The organism is Streptomyces sp. TRM70350 (assembly GCF_019219825.1).
In the GTDB taxonomy this organism is placed as follows: domain Bacteria; phylum Actinomycetota; class Actinomycetes; order Streptomycetales; family Streptomycetaceae; genus Streptomyces.
Window position 1 is genome coordinate 117,310 of record NZ_JAHUXH010000007.1, and the last position, 19,270, is coordinate 136,579.

Annotated in this window: 15 protein-coding genes; 8 read left to right on the forward strand and 7 right to left on the reverse strand. The window is 73.1% G+C overall.

All coding sequences use genetic code 11. The annotated features are described in order from the left end of the window. Positions 1-272 precede the first annotated feature (272 nt). The 6 genes from KWI83_RS13760 (at position 273) to KWI83_RS13785 (ending at position 9,217) form a co-directional block, all read left to right on the forward strand. Positions 273-926: a bifunctional DNA primase/polymerase gene (locus KWI83_RS13760; protein WP_218514639.1), complete on the forward strand. Its 654-nt coding sequence runs from the start codon at positions 273-275 to the stop codon at positions 924-926. A gap of 38 nt (positions 927-964) precedes the next feature. Beyond that, a complete protein-coding gene (locus tag KWI83_RS13765; RefSeq protein WP_218514640.1) occupies positions 965-1,756 on the forward strand; it encodes an ABC transporter ATP-binding protein in 792 nt (263 codons plus the stop codon). Next, the gene (locus KWI83_RS13770; RefSeq protein WP_218514641.1) at positions 1,753-3,342 is read left to right on the forward strand and encodes a transporter; all 1,590 of its coding nucleotides are present in this window, start codon (positions 1,753-1,755) and stop codon (positions 3,340-3,342) included. The genes KWI83_RS13765 and KWI83_RS13770 overlap by 4 nt, the downstream gene beginning before the upstream one ends. An 83-nt stretch (positions 3,343-3,425) precedes the next feature. Continuing rightward, a complete protein-coding gene (locus KWI83_RS13775) occupies positions 3,426-4,199 on the forward strand; it encodes a hypothetical protein (protein WP_218514642.1) in 774 nt (257 codons plus the stop codon). 18 nt (positions 4,200-4,217) lie between these two features. Next, positions 4,218-8,570, forward strand: coding sequence for a CHAT domain-containing protein (locus KWI83_RS13780; RefSeq protein ID WP_218514643.1), 4,353 nt, complete (start codon positions 4,218-4,220; stop codon positions 8,568-8,570). A gap of 2 nt (positions 8,571-8,572) precedes the next feature. Beyond that, positions 8,573-9,217, forward strand: a complete 645-nt coding sequence (locus KWI83_RS13785) for a hypothetical protein (protein WP_308122053.1) — start codon at positions 8,573-8,575, stop codon at positions 9,215-9,217. 11 nt (positions 9,218-9,228) lie between these two features. On the opposite strand, the gene KWI83_RS13790 is transcribed toward KWI83_RS13785, so the two are convergent. Beyond that, on the reverse strand, positions 9,229-10,155 hold the full coding sequence (locus KWI83_RS13790) for an alpha/beta fold hydrolase (protein WP_218514644.1): 927 nt from the start codon (positions 10,153-10,155) through the stop codon (positions 9,229-9,231). Positions 10,156-10,640: 485 nt separating this feature from the next. Continuing rightward, positions 10,641-11,333 carry a metal-dependent transcriptional regulator gene (locus KWI83_RS13795; RefSeq protein ID WP_004000347.1) on the reverse strand — a complete coding sequence of 231 codons (693 nt, stop codon included), beginning with the start codon at positions 11,331-11,333 and terminating at the stop codon, positions 10,641-10,643. A 212-nt stretch (positions 11,334-11,545) separates the two neighbouring features. Here KWI83_RS13795 and KWI83_RS13800 point away from each other — a divergent pair, with 212 nt between their 5' ends. Continuing rightward, complete coding sequence (locus tag KWI83_RS13800; protein ID WP_218514645.1) at positions 11,546-12,301, forward strand: SIS domain-containing protein; 756 nt, start codon at positions 11,546-11,548, stop codon at positions 12,299-12,301. Positions 12,302-12,738: 437 nt separating this feature from the next. On the opposite strand, the gene KWI83_RS13805 is transcribed toward KWI83_RS13800, so the two are convergent. The 5 genes from KWI83_RS13805 to KWI83_RS13820 all read right to left on the reverse strand — a co-directional run bounded on the left by KWI83_RS13805 (position 12,739) and on the right by KWI83_RS13820 (position 18,289). Further along, a complete protein-coding gene (locus KWI83_RS13805) occupies positions 12,739-14,151 on the reverse strand; it encodes a PAS domain-containing protein (protein ID WP_218514646.1) in 1,413 nt (470 codons plus the stop codon). A gap of 158 nt (positions 14,152-14,309) precedes the next feature. Next, positions 14,310-15,146, reverse strand: a complete 837-nt coding sequence (locus KWI83_RS13810) for a GNAT family N-acetyltransferase (RefSeq protein ID WP_218514647.1) — start codon at positions 15,144-15,146, stop codon at positions 14,310-14,312. 92 nt (positions 15,147-15,238) lie between these two features. Then, positions 15,239-16,042: an MFS transporter gene (locus KWI83_RS38500; protein WP_308122058.1), complete on the reverse strand. Its 804-nt coding sequence runs from the start codon at positions 16,040-16,042 to the stop codon at positions 15,239-15,241. Then, complete coding sequence (locus KWI83_RS38505) at positions 15,964-16,290, reverse strand: hypothetical protein (protein ID WP_256362297.1); 327 nt, start codon at positions 16,288-16,290, stop codon at positions 15,964-15,966. The genes KWI83_RS38500 and KWI83_RS38505 overlap by 79 nt, the downstream gene beginning before the upstream one ends. A gap of 898 nt (positions 16,291-17,188) precedes the next feature. Beyond that, on the reverse strand, positions 17,189-18,289 hold the full coding sequence (locus tag KWI83_RS13820; RefSeq protein WP_218514648.1) for a citrate synthase 2: 1,101 nt from the start codon (positions 18,287-18,289) through the stop codon (positions 17,189-17,191). A 291-nt stretch (positions 18,290-18,580) separates the two neighbouring features. Between KWI83_RS13820 and pdxH the strand changes: the two genes are divergently transcribed. Then, complete coding sequence (gene pdxH, locus KWI83_RS13825) at positions 18,581-19,255, forward strand: pyridoxamine 5'-phosphate oxidase (protein ID WP_218514649.1); 675 nt, start codon at positions 18,581-18,583, stop codon at positions 19,253-19,255. Positions 19,256-19,270 lie beyond the last annotated feature (15 nt).

A 19,270-nucleotide genomic window follows, 5' to 3' on the forward strand; every position in this document is an offset into this window, starting at 1 on the left:
TTCCACGACCGGGAGCCCCCGGCCCCCTGCGGGAGCGAGGAATTCCGGCCGTGAAGATCAATGCCCCGCGGACATACCGAAAATGCGAGGCTTGCGAGGCTTGCCGGGGTAAGGGCGGTTGCCCGACCCCACACCTGGCTACCCAGCTCCCGCCGCGGATCCTCCTGCGCGCCCCCACACATGCACCCATGCGCCCCGGGTGCCGAATCGATGCTCCTCCCCCGCGCGCGGTCCGGCCGTAACCCCCGGTTGGGCTGGGAGTTGAGTGGAACGTGGAAGAGACGATCCCGGCCACCCAAGCCGCACAGATTCCGAAGCAGCGCGGGGAATCGCTGCTGGATACCGCCGTTCGCTACGCCGAGGAACGCCACTGGGACGTGTTCCCCGGGACCTGGCTGGAAGCCGTCGACGGGGTGCAGCGCTGCTCCTGCGGCGACGCCGCGTGCGGTGCGCCGGGGGCGCATCCCGCGCGGCCGGACTGGGCGACGCAGGCGACCGGCAGCGCGACGGTCGCGCGGCGGATGTGGCAGAAGCAGCCGAACGCGTCGATCCTGCTGCCGACGGGGCGGACGTTCGACGCGATCTCCGTGCCGGAGACCGCCGGGTTTCTGGCGCTGGCCCGGATGGAGCGGATGGAGCTGACGCTGGGGCCGGTGACGTTGACCCCGGACCGGCGGATGCAGTTCTTCGTGCTGCCGGGCGCCTCGGTGAAGGTCCCCGACCTGGTGCGCAAGCTGGGCTGGTCGCTCGGATCGCTCGACCTGGTCGCGCTCGGTGAGGGCAGTTACGTCGCCGCGCCCCCCACCCGCTACGGCTCCCGCGGCGCCGTCCAGTGGGCCTGCCGCCCCACCCCCGCCAACCGCTGGCTGCCGGACGCCGAGGAGCTGATCTCACCCCTCGCGTACGCCTGCGGACGGGACCGCTGACCAGTCCACCGTGACCCGGCTCCCCTTAGGGTGCTCCCATGAACGAGGGAGCACGGGTGGGGACAGCAGCCGTACGCATACAGGGGCTCTGGAAACGGTTCGGGGAACACGTCGCCGTCGCCGGGATCGATCTGGAGCTGCCCGCAGGCCGGTTCATCGGGCTGGTCGGGCCCAACGGGGCCGGGAAGACCACCACGCTGTCGATGGTGACCGGGCTGCTGCGGCCCGATCAGGGGACCGTGGAGATCGTCGGGCACGACGTGTGGCGGGACCCCGTGGAGGTCAAGGCCCGGATCGGGGTGCTGCCGGAGGGCCTCAGGCTGTTCGAGCGGCTGTCGGGGCGGGAGTTGCTGGCGTACACGGGCCGACTGCGCGGCCTGCCCGGCGCCGAGGTCGACAAGCGGGCCACCCAGCTGCTGGACGTCCTCGATCTGGCCGGTGCGCAGCACAAGCTGGTCGTCGACTACTCGACCGGCATGCGCAAGAAGATCGGGCTCGCCGCCGCGCTGCTGCACAACCCCGAGGTGCTGTTCCTCGACGAGCCGTTCGAGGGAGTCGACCCGGTGTCCGCGCAGACCATCCGGCGCGTGCTGGAGCGGTACACCGCGTCCGGCGCCACCGTCGTCTTCTCCTCCCATGTGATGGAGCTGGTCGAGTCCCTGTGCGACTGGGTAGCCGTGATGGCCGCCGGCCGGATCCGCGCCCACGGCCCGCTCGCCGAGGTCCGCGGCGCCTCCCCCACGCTGCAGCGGGCCTTCCTCGAACTCGTCGGCGCACACGACCGTGACACCGGCTCCGACCTGGACTGGCTCGGCGGCGGCACCCGATGACGAGCGCGACCACAACCCTCGTACAGCTGAAGCTGTCGCTGTTGCGCAACGGCCTGCGGCAGTCCGCCGGGCGGCGCGCCGCCTACATCGCCTCCGCGGTCATCACCCTGCTCTTCGCCGCGCTGCAGCTGCTCGGCCTGATCCTGCTGCGCGGCAACGCGCACGCCGACGCCGTGATCGTGGTGCTGGTGGCCGTACTGGCGCTGGGCTGGGCGGTGATGCCGCTGTTCTTCCCCGGCGGCGACGAGACGCTCGACCCGACCCGCCTGGTGATGCTTCCCCTGCGGCCCCAACCACTCGTGCGGGCGCTGCTCGCGGCCTCGCTGGTGGGGACAGGGCCGCTGTTCACGGTGTGCATGCTGACCGGTTCGGTGATCGCGGTGGCACGCGGGGCGGCGGCGTACGTCGTCGGAGTCGTCGCCGTCGTCCTGGCGCTGCTGGTCTGCGTGGCCCTCGCGCGCGCCGTCGCCACCGCCAACATCCGGCTGCTGACCAGCCGCAAGGGGCGCGATCTGGCGGTGCTGAGCGGGCTCGTCATCGCGGTCGGCGCGCAGGTGGTCCACTTCGGGGCGCAGCGGCTCGGTTCGGCCGGGCTGGGGCAGCTGGAACCGGCGGCGGACGTGCTGCGCTGGGTGCCGCCCGCCTCGGCGCTCGGGGCGGTGGACGCGGCGAGCGAGGGGTCGTACGGCATCGCCGTCGCCCAACTCGCGCTCACCGCGCTGGCCCTGGCGGCACTGGTCGTGGTGTGGGCGCGGCATCTGAACCGGCTGATGACCTCGCCGGACGAGTCGACGCTCCCCACCATGTCCGAAACGGCCGTACGCGACCGGTCGTCGACCGGGATGGCCCGGCTGCTGCCCGGCGGGCGGACGGGGACGGCGATGGAGCGCAGCCTGCGGTATGTGTGGCGCGATCCGAAGACCAAGGCGGCCTGGGTGACCTCGCTGGCCATCGGGCTGATCGTGCCGGTGTTCAACGCGTTGCAGGGCACCGGATCGATCTACTTCGCCTGCTTCGCCGCGGGCATGCTCGGCATCCTGATGTACAACCAGTTCGGGCAGGACACGTCCGCGTTCTGGATGGTCGCGATGACCATCTCGTCCACCCGGGACGCGTACGTCGAACTCCGCGCGCGTGCGTTCGCCCTGCTGGTGATCACCCTGCCGTACGCCACGCTCGTCACCGTCCTGACCACGGCGATGCTCGGCGACTGGCCCAGGCTGCCGGAGGCGCTGGGGCTGTCGTTCGCGCTGCTGGGCGCGATGCTGGCGACCGGGGCCTGGACCTCGGCACGCTTCCCGTACTCCATCCCCCAGGAGGGCTACAAGAACGTGGCCCCCGGCCAGGTCGGGCTGGCCTGGATCGCGATCTTCGGCGGGATGGTGGCCGCGGCCCTGCTGTGCGCGCCCGTCATCGTCCTGACCATCCTCCTCAACACCAGCGCGGACGGGGACACGTGGAGCCGGCTGCTGCTGCCGGTGGGGGCGGCGTACGGCGCGGCCCTCACCTACCTGGGCCTACGACTGGCAGCACCACGCACCGCTCAACGACTGCCCGAGATCCTGACGGCGGTCAGCAAGGGCTGAGCGGGCACAGGCGCCCAACTCCTGTTGTCCGCCGGGTCTTTGCGCTTACGATCCGGAGACGGCAGTCGGCGTTGGGGGCGCGAGTGGCCAGATGGTTCGGCAGGTCCAGGGGAGAGCGGCCCGGTGACGACGATCCGCTGGGCACCGCCGACGAACTGCGGCTGGCCTACGGGCAGACCGGCGACCCGGGCCTGCTGCGCCGCGCGATCCAGGCGGCGGAACAGGCCAAGGACCGCTGTCCGCCCGACGATCCGCACCACGCCGCCGCTCTCTCCGCGCTGTGCATGCTGTACCGGCTGCGCTGGGAGCGGGAGCGGGACGCACGGCTGCTGGAGAGGTCGGTGGCGTACGGGCGCGAGGCCGTCGACGCCTCGCCGCCCGGCGACCCCGAGCTGGGGCGGCACATGTCCTCGCTGGCCACCTCACTGCAGGAGGCCTTCGCACGGGGCGGGCGGCCGCAGGACATCGACGAGGCCATCGCCCTCTACCGCGGCTGCCTCGACCTCCTCCCGCCCGACCACCCCGAGCACGCCGGACAGGAGTCCAACCTCGCCAACGCGCTGCTCCGCCGGGCGCAGAAGTTCCCCGACCCGGCCACGCTGGACGAGGCCGTACGCCATGCCCGTGCCGCGCTCGACCACACCCCGGCCCACGATCCGATGCACCCGGTGCGGCTGGTCAACCTCGGCGGGGCACTGCTCGGGCTCGTGCAGAGCGGGCAGGTCCGGCACGCCGCCGAGGCGCAGGCGATGTACGAGCGGGCCCTGCGCGCGTTGCCCCGCACACACCCCGCGTACGGCTCCGTCCAGGGGGCGGTGGAGCGGATCCGCCACCTGCGCAGGACGCTCGGCATCTGAGCGGCGAGGGGGCCTGAGGTGGCGGAACTGCGCCTTGAGGTGAGGGACTTCGCGGGCCTCGACCGGTGGCGCTGGGAGCTGATCGAGCCGGACGGCGGGCGCGTACTGGCCCGGCACGAGGTGCGCCTCGACCGCGGCTGCGCGCCGTACGAGGCCTTCCTCGACATCCCCGGGCATGTGCGGCGGCATGCCGCGCCCGACCAGCGGGTGGAACGGGAGCGGGAGATCGTGCGGGAGGTGGGGGCGTGGATCGGCGCGGAGATCCTCGGTCCCCTCGCCGATGTGCTGCGGGCGGCCGCCCCGGTGGTCGTACGGGTCGTGGTCCCGCCGGATGTGCCCGAGGCACGGCGACTGCTGTACGTACCGCTGGAACTCGCCCACGTCGACGGGCGGCCCCTCGCTCTGCGGGGCGTGTCCCTGGTGATGCAGGTGGGGGACGCGTACGACGCACCTGAACCGGTGGCCGTGGGGCGGCCGGTGCGGGTGCTGGCGCTGTTCAGCCAGCCGGAGGGGAGCCGGGCGCTGAACCTGCGCCGGGAGCGGCTGGCGCTGACCCGGCTGTTCGCCGGTGCCGGGCGGGATGTCGAGGTGCGGACGCTGCAGTACGGGGTGACGCGGGAGCGGCTGCGGGAGGTGCTGGCCGAAGGGTGGGACGTCCTCCACGTGTCCGGGCACGGGGCGCCCGGTGAGCTGCTGCTGGAGACCGGGGCCGGTGGGATGGACCGGATCCGGGCGGAGGAGCTGGGGGCGCTCCTGGCGGTGGCGCGCGGGGTGTCGCTGGTGACGGTGTCGGCGTGCTGGTCGGGGGCGCTGACGGTACGGGAGCAGCGGCGGGCGCTGGGGCTGCCGACGACCGGGGTTCCGGTGGACGAGGGGGCTCCCCCGGACGTGGTGGGCGCGCTGGCCGGTGAGCTGGTCGCGCGGCTGGGGTGTGCGGTGCTGGCGATGCGGTACCCCGTGGCGGACCGGTTCGCGATCGCGCTGGCGGAGGGACTGTACCGGCGGCTGATCATCGAGGGCCTGCCGCTGCCGCAGGCGCTCGGTGGGGTGCTGTCGGAGGGGGAGTCGGCGCTGGAGGCGGGGACACCGGCGTTGTTCGGGGCACGGGCGGCCGGGCTGAGGCAAGCGGCGCCGCCCCGGCGCGCACCGCACGTCGACGCCCCCCAACTCCCGCCCCTCCCCGACCACTTCGTGGGCCGTGTCCCTCTCATGGCGCGAGCGGGCGCCGCCCTCGGCCCGCGCAGTGGCCTGTGCGGCGTACTGCTGCAAGGCATGCCCGGCGTCGGCAAGACGGCCTGTGCGCGGGAGTTGGTGGCGACACATGCGCATGCCTTCGACGAGGTCGTCTGGTTCAAGGTGCCGGAGCGGGTGGAGACGGACGCGGGGGCGGTGCTCGCGGAGTTGGCGGTGGCGTCGGGGCTGGAGGTGGCGGACGGGCGGTTCGAGGAGTTCACGGCCGCCGTCACCCGGTGTCTGCAACGTCGCCGGCTGCTGCTCGTCGTGGATCACCTCGACGGCCTCCTCACCCCGTCCGGCACGTGGCGCGACGAGCGATGGGGGGCCCTGCTCGCCGCGCTGTCCGGGCATTCCGGGCCCGGGCGGCTGATCCTGACCGGCCGGGTGCGCCCGCCCGGCCCGGGCCCCCGGGTGCCGACGGAACCGGTCGACCTGCTGAACCCGGACGAGGCCCTGCTGCTTGTCCGCGAGCTTCCCCACCTCGCCCGCCTCGCCGACGGCCGCGCCCCCGGCATGACCCCGGGCGCCGCCCGCCGCCATCTCACCGGCCTGCTGGACGTCACCCAGGGCCACCCCAAGCTGCTCGAACTCGCCGACGGCCAGGCAGCCGACCCGGCGCGGCTCACCGCGCTGCTGGGGTCCGCCGGGCGCGCCTGGGCGGAGGCCGGCGGGGTGCCCGAGGGCTTCTTCACGGCCGACCGCACCACCGCGCGAGACGGTGACTACGCGCGCGTGCTGCGTGCCTGGGCGGACGGTATCGCCGACGCCCTGGCGCCCGCCCCGCGCGACCTCTTCCACGTCCTGTGCTGCCTGGAGGAGCCCGACCGCACCCGCCCGGCCCTCGACCACAACTGGCCCGGACTGCGCGCCGGTCTCGGCCACCCCGACGAGCCCCTCGACCCGCTCCTCGACACCCTCGTGACGTGCGGGCTGCTCACCCGGCGGTCCGCGTCGATGCCGAACGGGCCGCGGGAGTCGTACGACATTCAGGCCGCCGTCGCCGCCGAGGGGCGGGCGCGCGCCGGAGAGACGTTCCGGCAGCTGGTGGACACGCGGATGTCCGGGTACTGGGTGCGGGTCTTCGAGATGGCCTGGACACGGGAGGGCACCGACGCGGAGGGCGCCCATCTCGCCGGGCCGGTCCTCGCGCGCGCGGGGCTGTCGGCGGCGCCGTATCTGATCCGGCTGCGGATGTGGCAGGGGGCCGAGGCGCTGTTGCAGGCCGTGCTGCGCCGGGACGGCAGCCGGGCGACCCGGGCCCGGGTGCTGCCCGTGCTGCGGCGGCTCGCCGCCCTCGCCGCCTCCGGCACCGGCGCCCCACCGCCGCGCGGCGCGCTGGCCGAGGTGCTGTGGGCGACCGACCCGGCGGCGGCCGAACGGCAGGCGCGGACGGCCCTGGCCGAGGCGCTGGAGCGCGGTGACCACACGGCGGCCGCCCTGGCGGCCGGTTCGCTGGCGGGGCTGTGTCTGCGCACCGGGCGACTGGACGACGCGCTCGCGTTCGCCGACGCCGAGATCGCGCACGCGCGCGAGTCCGGGCTCGGGGTGTGGACGCGGCTGCTGGGCGAGGTGCACCGGCTGCATGTGCTGGTCGAACGGGGCGAGTCCGGCCGGGTGGTGGCCGAGGCCGCCGTCCTGCTGCGGCGGATGAGGGAGGTGCCCCGGGAGCGGGTCGGCGCGGAGGGCGTGCTGTGGTGGGAGGTCTGGGAGGAGCTGTGCGACACCGCGCAGCGGGCCGCGGTGGACGCCGAGGAATGGCGGCGGGCGCTGGAGTACCACGCCGAGCTGTGCGCGTCCTTGGCGGGCCGTGGCGCACCGGCCGCCGAACTCGCCCAGGCCCGCTTCCCGGCGTACATGCCCCTGCTGCGGCTCGGCCGTACCCAGGAGGCGTCGGCGCTGCTGGAGGAGTGCCGGGAGGTCTTCGAGGCGGCCGCCGACGACCTGCACCTGGGCGAGGTGTTCGGGGCGCTCGCCACCGTGGCGGACGCGCGCGGGCGCGGCGAAATGGCGCTCGCCCGGGGGCGGGACTGTCTGCGGTACGCCTATCGCGCGGGCGTCCCCGCGACGATCGCCATCAGTCACGCCAACTTCGGCACCTACCTGCACTCCCACGCGCGCGACGGCTCCGGCGCGGTCGCCCACCACCTGGCCGGGGCGCTGCTGGGCGTCCTCACCGGCGGCGGCCGGACCGCCCACGCCCTGGGCGCGGTCGCGGGCGATCTGCGGGAGTTCGGGGCGGATGCTCGGCTGCCCGATGATCCGGACGCGCTGTACGCGCGCGTGGGGCAGGTTCCCGGGGTGGACCTGGGGCGGCTGCTCGACCGGCTGGTGCCCGACAGCGGCCGGGTGCGGGAGGCGCTGGCGGAGCTGGTGCGCAAGGCGCGCGGGGAGGCGGAAGGCGGGGCACTGGCGGGGGCGGTGTGGGGCATGGCGTGGGAGCCCGCGATCGCCGCCCTCGTCTCCGGCGAGCGCGGCAACACGGCCGCGCGGGTGAAGCTGCGTCAGCACCTGGCCCGATACGGGGGCATGGCGCCGCGGTTCGCCGCGCTGACGGACGTACTGCGGCGGGTCCTCGACGGGGAGCGTGACCCGGGTGTGACGGCCGGACTGGGGCCGCTGGACGCCGCCGTGGCCCGCCGTGCTCTTGGGGCGCTGCGCGGCGAGGAGGACGTGGCGGCCGAGCTGTGGCCCGCGATGCATCTCGGGCTCGCCCTGGGCAACTTCGTCGCCACGGCCGCCGGTCACCGGGGAACCGACGACGCCAACCGCGCCGACCTCGACGGTTTCCACACCGACCCCGTCCTGCGGGCGCTGGCCCCGGTGCTGGAGGAGATCCTCGCCGGGATCCGGGGCTCGCGGGGCGGTTGCGGGAGCCGACGCAGCGGGCGGTGGTGGGGGCCGTGCTGCGGTGCCTCGACGGGATTGAGGGAAGGCTGGGTTGAGAGAAGCGTGGAGGGAGGGCCTGGAGTGGAGGAACCGCGACTCAACGACGTACGGCTCGGGCCGGACGGCTCGCTGGAGTTCTTCGACGGGGTGGATTGGGTGGCCTATCCGGACGTACCGGACGATGAGGGGGCGCCTCCGAACGCGGTGAGCAGGGGGGACGCCCCGGGCGGAGACGGCGGTACGTCGTGAGCGTGCCGCCGCCTCCCGACAGTGGCCCGGCGACCCCGTTCGACGCGCTGCCCTCACCTCTCGACGCCGTGCCCGAGCTGCGGGCGGCGGCGCGGTGGATGATCGCCGCGTTCGGGGCGGTCGGAGCGGCGTTGATCGGGGTGGGTCCGCTGGTCGCCGTCGGCAGGGTGCACGGGCTCGGGGACGCGCTGGTCGCCGGCGCCGCCCTGCTGCTCGCGCTGGCCGGGGTCTGCCTCGCCATCTGGCAGGTCAGCCGGGTGCTGGAGCCGCCGGTGACCACGACGGCCACGCTCGCCGACCCGGCCGTACGCGGCCTGCGCGAGCTGATCGACGCCGCGCCCGCCGACTTCTTCGGCTCCGCCGCGACCGGCGTGGACGACCTGCTGCGGCACCGCGCCGTCGCCGCGAACATCCAGCGGGCGATCGCCGCCGAGCCCGACCCGCGGCGAAGAGAACTGCTTCGGCATCACCTCGCCCGGGCCCGCGCCAACGTCGGCCGCACCGACCCGTATGTGCGCTGGCTGCTCGCCATGACCCACGTCTGGCAGGTCCGTGCGGCCCTGCGCACGGCCCGGCGCTGGTGTCTGCTCGCGGTGCTGCTGGTCACGGCCGGGGCGGTGGCGTTCCTGACGGCGACGGGGAAGTGAGACGCGAGTCGTCACTCGCCGAACGCCGCCTCCAGAAACGGCTCGATCGCCGCGCGCCACGCCTCCGGCTGGTCGTAGTGGACGAGATGACCGGCGTCGGCGACCTCCGCGTACTCACCGCGGGGCAGCACGCGGACCATCTCCTGGGCCTCGGCCCGGCCGAGTTCGCCGTCGAGGCCGCGGACGACCAGGGCGGGGCACCGGACCTGGGCCAGCTCGTCCCAGTGGGCGTCGTACACCCAGGTCTCGCGGGACTTCAGCATCTGCTCGATGTCGAAGACGGGCCGCCAGCCGTCGGGCGACTCGTGCATCACCTCGGCGTAGAACGTGCCACGGGCCGGATTCGGCCGCTCCACCCGGGGGTCGTCCTCGCCGAACCACTTGCGTACGTCGGCCAGGGTGGCGAAAGGGACGGGCCAGGAGTTGAACCAGTCGGCCCACTCGCGCTGCGAGGCGGCGCCGAGGGCGGAGGCCCGCATGTCACAGATGACCAGGCCGCGGACCAGGTCGGGGCGTTTGGCGGCGAGCTGCCAGGCGGTCAGCGCGCCCATGGCGTGGCCGATCAGCACGGCGGGGGCGAGGCCGAGCTGTTCCAGGGCGGCCTCGGCGTCGTCGACGTAGGCCTCACGGGTGTACGCGGCCTGCGGGGGCTTCTCGCTCTGGCCGTGGCCGCGCTGGTCGAGCGCCACGGCGCGGTGGCGCTCGGAGAGCCAGCGGGCGGTGGAGGCCCAGTGGGAGGCGCGGCCCATCAGGCCGTGCAGTAACAGCACGCCGGGTGACGGGTCGGGGGCGGGGTCGCGATCGGGGTCTGCCGTCGCCGGGTCGGGGTCGGCGTGGGCGGGGTCGGTCTGGTCGGGGTCGGTCTTGGGCGGGTCGCCGAACTCCCAGGCCGCGAGTCGTACGCCGCCCGCCCCGGTCACGTCGATGCGTCGCGCCATTCGTGCCGGCACCCCCCAAGCTTCGCTCGGACCCGCTCGTACCTGTGCTAGCCGTGCTCTCGCCCTACGGTCCTGCTTCCGGAACCGGTTCCGCCCTCGCAGACTATCGAATGGGCATTCGAGAATGGGCTTTCTGCGGGCAACACCCCTCGTTTGAGTGACGCCGCTCCAGGAATGATCCCGGTCCCCCAGGGGAGATCTTCAGCGGGAGGCGGACCGCTCGGGGAAAACGGTCCGAGGGGGATGACCCTGAGAGCTCGGGGCTCCGGGTCAGCACAGGGGAGGACAGGCCCCGGCGCCGCACGGCGCCGGGGCTCTCCACTCGACTACGGCACATCCCCACCCCGCCCCCTCAGGCCCGCTGCCTCGGGCCCGCTGCTCAGGCCCTCTGCCTCGCGCGACAGCCTGGCACGTCAGACGTCCGGGCGCTGCGATTCGGCCCACCGAGTCCAGGATTCGACGCGATCGACGAACGAGCCGCAGGCTCAGCGCTTGGCGACGAACACATGGGAGGCGACGTCCGCCTCCAACTCGGCCGCCTCGCCGCCGCTGCCCACCAGCACACCGCCGGCCGACTCCGTCACGCTCACCACCGAACCGGGCTGCACACCCGCCCGGCGCAGCGTGTACATCAGCTGCGCGTCCGTCTGGATCGGCTCGCCGATCCGGCGCACGACGACCGTCTTGCCCTCCACGCCCGGGTCGAGGTCGGCCAGCGAGACCATGCCCTCGTCCAGGAACGGGTCGGCGCCGTCCTTCTCGCCCAGCTCCTCCAGGCCCGGGATCGGGTTGCCGTACGGCGACTCGGTGGGGTGGCGCAGCAGCTCCAGGACCCGGCGCTCCACGGCCTCGCTCATCACGTGCTCCCAGCGGCAGGCCTCGGCGTGCACCTGCTCCCACTCCAGGCCGATCACGTCGACGAGCAGACACTCGGCGAGGCGGTGCTTGCGCATCACGCGGGTCGCCAGGCGGCGGCCCTCGTCGGTGAGCTCCAGGTGCCGGTCGCTGGCCACGGACACCAGGCCGTCGCGCTCCATCCGCGCCACCGTCTGGCTCACCGTCGGCCCGCTCTGGTCGAGCCGCTCGGCGATGCGGGCACGCATGGGGACCACACCTTCCTCTTCCAGTTCGAGGATGGTGCGGAGATACATCTCCGTGGTGTCGATCAGTCCGGACATACGTGCCCCTTGATTAGCTCTGCCGGAGGCTCGACCGCTCTCCGGCGCGTGCGCTGGCCCTGGCTTCAATTCTGCCGGATACCACCGACAACCGTGCCTCGCCGCCGAAACCGGGGCGGGGCCGCCTGCTGGACGTCCGTATTGACATCCCACTGGTCCAGACCGCACGGTGATCCGCGACACAGTGCGTCAAGCGGAGCGAAGGAGCTCAGATGGGCGACAGCACGCCGGCCGACCAGTACCTCGATGCCGCGATCGGTCTGCTGCAGCGCGTCCGTGAGGAGGAGGCCGAGGCCATCGCGGCCGCCGGTGCGCTCCTCGCCGACACCGTCGCCTGCGGGGGCCGGCTGTTCGCCTTCGGCGCCGGGCACTCCTCGCTCGCCGCGCAGGACGTCGTCTACCGCGCCGGCGGGCTCGCGCTGATGAACCTCCTCGCCGTGCCCGGGGTCGTCGGCGTCGATGTGATGCCCGCGACACTCGGCTCCGCCCTGGAGCGGGTCGACGGCCTCGCCGCCGCCGTCCTCGACTCCTCGCCGCTGCGCGCGGGCGACGCCCTGGTGATCATCTCCCTGTCCGGCCGCAACGCCCTCCCCGTGGAGATGGCGATCAGCGCCCGCGCCCTCGGCGTGCGGGTGATCGGCGTGACCTCGGTGGCGTACGCCACGGAGACGACGTCACGGCATGTCTCCGGGACGTATCTGAAGGACCACTGCGACATCGTCCTCGACTCGAAGATCGCGGTCGGCGACGCGGAACTCACCCACGACTCCGTCCCCGCCCCCTTCGCCCCCGCCTCCACGGTCGTGACTGCCGCCGCCCTCCAGGCGGTCATGGCCACGGCGGCCGTCACCCTGGCCGACCGCGGCATCGAGCCCCCGCTGCTGCGCTCGGGGAACGTGGACGGCGGGCACGACTGGAACCGGCGGGTGCTGGAGCAGTACGGGGACCGGATCTTTTACCGGCACTGAGGGCGGTGGCAGGGGCGGGAGCCGTCGGGCGGGGCGCGGGGGCCGTCGGGCTGGGCGGGGGCGGGAACCTGCCCTCACGGATCGGGATCTGCCGTCGCGGGAACGGGATCCGTCCGGCTGGCGCGGGCGCCGCCCCGGCAGGGCGGGCACAGGACCAGCCGAAACACACATCAACCCGACGAACGCGAGCGCCACCCCCACCGGACGGACACAAGACCAGCCGAAGCGACGCAGACCGGCCGAAGCACGCATCAGCCCGGCCGGGGCGGGAACCAGGTCGGCCGAGGCACACATCACCTCAGCCGACACGAGCACCAGACCGACCGCAGCACACATCACCCCAGCCGACACGAGCACCAGACCGACCGCAGCACACATCACCCCAGCCGACACGAGCACCAGACCGACCGCAGCAAGCCCATACCGCCAGGGCGGCGTCAGTCCGGGCGCCCCTCCAGCTGCCCCACCAGATCCAGCGCCGCCGCGATGCGTACGGCCACATCCTCGGCGTACACCGTGTCCGACCGTTCGAACGCGCCGCGCCCGCTCCCCCGCAGGAACGTCACGACACCGAGCGTCCGCCCCCGGCTGCGCAGCACCGCGCACAGCGCGTGCACCGCGTCGGGCGGCCACTGCCGGGCCAGCGCCCACGCGCGCGCCTGCTCCGGCGGGACACTGCCGACGCTCGCCCGGACGGTGCCGATCCGCTCCACGCACTGCAACGCCGGATGCCCCTCGCCGTACCGCACCGGCAGCCCGGCCTGCCCCGCGAGGAGGCTCGGCCCCGGCGCTCCCGAGGGCGTACCGGCCACGCGTACCAACCGGACCGGCCCCGCGGACTCGGCGTCGGACAGCGCGCCGCCCGCCACCCGGTCGATCAGCGCATGGTCGGCGAAACCGGCCAGCGCGAAGTCCAGATGGACGGTCGCCGCCTCCGCCGGGTCCTCGCACTCGGCGGCCGCGCGGGCGGCCCGGTGCAGCTGGTTGCCGCGGAACCGCAGCAGTGCCGCTTCCTGCTCCCCCTGCTTGGCCTCGGTCACGTCCTGGAACAGCCAGCCCACCCCGAGCGGAACCGGTTCCTCCGCCAGCGGCGAGGCCAGCCGCAGGAACCCGCTGCGCCAGCAGCGCCGCTTCTCCCCCTCGGGCGTACGCACGCTCACCCAGATCTCGGCGGGCGCGGGCGGCGCACCCTCCGCCAGCACATGCGTCAGCGCGCTCTCCAGCTCCTCCACACCCTGCGCCAGCAACTCCCCGAGCGGCCGCCCCAGCACCGACGTACGCCCGACGCCCAGCGCGCGGGCCGCGTGCGCGTTCACCACGGCGGGCCGCAGATCGACGTCCACGAGGACGACACCCCAGCTCGCGTCCTCGAACAGCGCCTCGCTCAGCGCGATCGACCGCTCCAGATCGATCTGCGCGTGCACCTCACTGAACGCGCAGTACACCCCCGCGGGCTTGCCGTCCGGCCCGCGCACGGCCGCCGACTGGGTCCGTACGAGCACCCGCCCGCCGTCCTTGGTCAGCAGCGCGAACTCGTGCACCTGGCGGCCCGGCGCACGCATGGCGGACATCAGCCGCCCCTCGACCTCCTCGGCATCCGCGCTGCGCACCGCCCACCCGGCGAAGCCGTGCCGCCCCACCGCCTCCTCCGCCGTCCAGCCGAGGATCCGCTCGGCCTCGCGGTTCCAGTGCGTCACGACCCCGTCGGCGTCGAAGGCGCACAACGCCGCGTCCATGCCGTCCAGCAGGGCGGCAAGCAGATCCGAACCACCCGAGCCCTCCGGGCCGTCCGGCCCGGGCTCGTCCGGTCCCAGTTCGTCCGTGGTCCCACTACGCCGGGAAGCACTCACCTGGACCCCCTGCAGGCTGCGTCAGCACGAACGGCGCGTCGGTTCGCTCACTTGCACTCATTCAACTCGAACGTGACGCAGCCCACATATGGTTCCCGCAAGATTGCAGGAATCGTTGTACGGAGGAGACAGCACGACAACCGCACGACAACCGCCCGCTAACTCTCGATGACCGAAAGCCGCAGGTCAACCCACTCGTCCCGGTTCCCGGGCAGCACATACCGGTCAACCTCGACGAACCCACGCGACTCGGCGAACCGCAACCCGTCCCCATTGGCCGCCAGCACGCACGTCTCCACCACGTCGGCCCCCAGCACGCGCGCGTGCGCGAGCCCGTTCTCGTACAGCACGCGCCCGATCCCCCGGCCCCGCCACTCGGGCAGCACCCGCGCGATCACGGTCACCGCGCCCCCGTCCCGCTCGGCGGGCCGCACGGTCGAGCACCCCACGAGCACCTCACCGACGTAGGCGTTCTTCAGCCGGTACCGCCCGCTCCGCTCCCGCACCTCCTCCAGGGAGAGCGCCCCGGGCGGCACGACGGTGTTGTGCACATGCCGCCACTGCTCCAGCATCGGCTCACCGTCGACGACCTCGATCCGCACGCCCTCCACCGGCCCGCGCCGCGCGTACGCCTCGACCTCGATCTTCATCCGCGCGTCCGCCAGCCCGCACACCATCATCGTCGCGGCCGGCCGCACCTCCCCGAACACCCGGCGCAACACCGGCCAGCACGGCTCGAAGTCCTCCCGCTCGGGCAGCAGATACCGCACCCGCACGACGTCCGCGAACGTGCACCCGGCCTCCGCGAGCGCCGCGCCCATGTTCCGCAGACACTGCTCGGCCTGCGCCACGACATCGTCCGAGATGGTCATGCTCGCGTAGTCGAACCCGGTCGTCCCCGACACATGCACCCAGTCCCCGTCGACAACGGCCCGCGCGTACCCGATCCGCTCCTCGAACACCGACCCACTGAGAACAGCCCGCCGCTTTGTCATGCCCGCAACTTAGACCGTCCGTACCGGCCATGTCACAGACGAATGTGCCGCGCGAACTCCTCGCCCCGACGGGGCGCCGGGTGTTCAGCGGGTCAGCTGGTGCGGCCGGACACCGGCGATGTCATGGCGTGGGACGAGTTCCCGGGCGCGCGCGGCGTCCGTGCCCCGCTTCGGGCGAGCAGCAGTGCGAACACCGCGATCAGGGAGCAGCCCGCCATGCCGGCGAAGAGCGGCACAGCGGTGTCGTCGCCGCCCAGTCCCACGAGCGGCGAAGCCACGCCGCACAGCACGCTCTGCAGAGCGCCGAGCACGGCGGAGCCGGTGCCCGCCGCGTGCGGGACCCGCTCGATGGCAAGCGCCGTGGCGGTGCCGAAGACCTGCCCGATGCCGAGAAAAGCGATCCCGGTGAGTCCCAGGGCGAGGGCGCGGTCGAGTCGGCCGGCGAGGGTGACCAGCAGCGCTGCCGTGGTGGCGACCAACATCGCGGCCAGGCCGATGGCCAGCAGCAGTCGCGGGTCGTAGCGGCCGACCAGCCTGGTGTTCGCCGCGCTCGACAGCGTCGCGGTCAGGGCACCGAGCGAGAAGGCGAGAGATGCCTGGGCCACGGTGAAGTCGAGGACGTTCTGGAGCAGGAAGGCCGACCCGGCGATGTAGCAGAACAGCGCGCCGCAGGCGAAGGAGAAGGTGAGGGTGTAGCCCACGTAGGCCCGGTCGGTGAGCACGACGCGGACGGCCTCAAGGGTGGCCGCCGCACCGCCCGGCCGACGCCGTTCCTCCGGGAGGATTTCGGGGACGAGGAACAGTGCTGCCAGGAACATCAGGAACGAGATGCCCGCCAGCAGCCAGAAGACGCCGCGCCAGCCGCCCGCGTCGCTGGCGACGGCACCACCGGCCAGGGGGCCACGATCGGGGCGATGCCGCCGAGGGCCATCAGGACGCCGAAGAGCTTGGCGGCGACAGGGCCGGTGGCGACGTCGGAGACGACGGCCCGCCCGACCACCAGGCCGGCCGCTCCGCTGAAACCCGTCACGAAACGCAGCACGATCAGCACCCCGAGGTCGGGAGCCACCGCACACAGGGCTGTCGCCGCGGCGCACACCGCGGCGCCCAGCAGGAGCTGCTCCGCCGGGAGCCGGACCCGCACGACCGCCGCGCGGTCCAGCTCTTCCCGACCATGGGAGCAGTGCAGGGCATGGCCATGATCGAACAGGCGTGGGCGGAGATCTTCGCGGACTCCCTGGCGATGCTCTCCCCGGACGAACGAGCCGCACTGACCGCCGCCGCACCGGCGCTGCGCTCCCTTGCCCACGCCCTCAGATCCCAGCGCGCCGCCGCCCGGGACCGAGGTGTCCCGCCACCCTGCCCTGCGAAGGCTTCAGCAGCAGCCATAGCAGCAAGGTCGGCCACGCGTTCGGGGAATGTGAGGGATCCGCACGAACAGGCGATTCCGTACGCATCCGGTCCCCCTTGTTTGCGCTGGTCAAAAGGTCGCCGAGTGACCAGCCCCAGTCATCGCGAGCCGAAAGATCAGGGAGGTGCCCCCGATGACTACGTTCCCTGCAGGCGAGCAGACCCACCAGGCTGTGCTTCCTCAGCAGCCTGCACTGGAATCGGTGGGAGCAGACAACGCTGCGGCGGCGCAGGCGGCAGAGAACGGGAGCGGTGACGCTCCCCCGCACAACAGCCAGCCGTACTCTACGGCTGCTACAGCGCGGCGACGGTTACGCGTACAACGTGCGGCCCGAAACAGGGCCGTCAAGTTCCCGGAAAATCGGTTGATCGGTGCCCGAACGGTTTCTAAGGTTGCGGGCATTCAGGGAAGGAGGTGGTTCGGCAGATGTATGCATACCGGACGGAAGAGGTGGCTGCGGGCTAGCGGCCCGCCACCACACGAAGTGCGGTGCCGGACCAGCGTGTGTGAGAAACACGCAGCCGGCCAATCCAACGCAGTCACCCGACCCGCGAGTCGCCGGTACGTCCGGCCGGCTCCTCCTTGGAGGAACCAGACTCGCGGGTCGTCTGCGTTCAGGGGACTCACGGGGTTACTGGGCGATGTCGGCGTAGCCCTCGATGGCGCGCGGGTCGCGGGGGCCCGGGCCGATGTAGCGGGCGGAGGGGCGGACCAGGCGGCCGGTGCGCTTCTGTTCGAGGATGTGGGCGGACCAGCCCGCCGTGCGGGCGCAGGTGAACATCGACGTGAACATGTGGGCCGGGACCTCGGCGAAGTCCAGCATGATCGCTGCCCAGAACTCCACGTTGGTGGCGAGGACCCGGTCCGGGCGGCGGTTGTGGAGTTCCTCCAGGGCTGCCTTTTCCAAGGCTTCCGCGACCTCGTAGCGCGGCGCGCCCAGTTCGCGGGCCGTGCGGCGCAGGACTCGGGCTCGGGGGTCCTCGGCGCGGTAGACGCGGTGGCCGAAGCCCATGAGGCGTTCGCCCTTGTCCAGTGTCTTCTTGACGTAGCCCTCGGCGTCGCCCGTGCGTTCGATCTCCTCGATCATGTGCAGGACGCGGGAGGGGGCGCCGCCGTGCAGGGGGCCGCTCATGGCTCCTACGGCGCCGGAGAGCGCCGCCGCCACGTCCGCGCCGGTCGACGCGATGACCCTGGCCGTGAAGGTGGAGGCGTTCATGCCGTGTTCGGCGGCGCTCGTCCAGTAGGCGTCGACGGCCGCCACGTGCTTCGGGTCGGGCTCGCCGCGCCAGCGGATCATGAAGCGTTCGACGACGGACTGGGCCTTGTCGATCTCGCGCTGCGGGACCATGGGGCGGCCCTGGCCGCGGGCGGACTGGGCGACGTAGGACAGGGCCATGACGGCGGCGCGGGCGAGGTCCTCGCGGGCCTGCTCGGCGTCGATGTCGAGGAGGGGTTTCAGGCCCCACACCGGCGCGAGCATGGCGAGGGCCGACTGGACGTCCACGCGGATGTCGCCGGAGTGCACGGGGATGGGGAAGGGTTCGGCGGGCGGCAGGCCGGGGTTGAAGGCGCCGTCGACGAGCAGCCCCCAGACGTTGCCGAACGAGACGTGACCGACCAGGTCCTCGATGTCGACGCCCCGGTACCTGAGGGCGCCGCCCTCCTTGTCCGGTTCGGCGATCTCCGTCTCGAACGCGACGACTCCCTCAAGTCCGGGTACGAAGTCGGACATCAGGCGGCTCCTCGGATGTGTACGAATGTGTACGGCTGTGTACGAGGGTGTGGCGACCGTGTTTCGGGTGTGGAAACGGGTGATCACCCGGCGGATCCACGGTCGGTGCGGACTCGCGGTCCCGGGCGGTCACTGGGGTGATGCCCCGAGGTGCGCGCGGTCACCCAACCGGAACGGCATCTGCACGATATCCCCGAGTGCCACCCTTGGGGAGGGGTGTCGGCACTCAGTGCCAGCCCGTGACGAACGCCACGTGCCGAGCGCCCGCCGCGTATACGGCAAGATGACCGCGTGACCGACGAAGACGCCGTCCCCGCAGCGCCCGATCCCGCCGCGATGCGCAAGCACTACCGGGCGGAGGGCCTCTCCGAGACCGAGCTGGCCGCGACCCCGGTCGAGCAGTTCGCGCGCTGGTTCAAGCAGGCCGCGACGGAGGGCCGGCTGTTCGAGCCGAACGCCATGGTCGTCTCCACGGCCGACGCGGAGGGGCGGCCCAGTTCCCGTACGGTGCTGCTGAAGCACTTCGACGACACCGGCTTCGTCTTCTACACCAACTACGACTCCCGCAAGGCCCGCGATCTCGCCGAGAACCCGTACGTCTCGTTGCTCTTCCCGTGGTACGGGATGGCCCGCCAGGTGATCGTCACGGGCGTCGCGCGGCGCACCGGCCGGGACGAGACCGCCGCGTACTTCCGCACCCGCCCGCACGGGTCCCAGCTCGGTGCCTGGGCGAGCGCCCAGTCCTCGGTGATCGCCACCCGCGCCGACCTGGACGCCGCCTACGCGGAGCTGGCGGCCCGCTATCCCGAGGGCGAGCAGGTGCCGGTGCCGCCGAACTGGGGCGGCTTCCGGGTGGCCCCGCAGGCGGTGGAGTTCTGGCAGGGGCGGGAGAACCGGCTGCACGACCGCCTGCGGTACGTGTCCCAGCCGGACGGCAGCTGGCGGGTGGAGCGGCTCAGTCCCTGAGGCGGCACTCAGTCC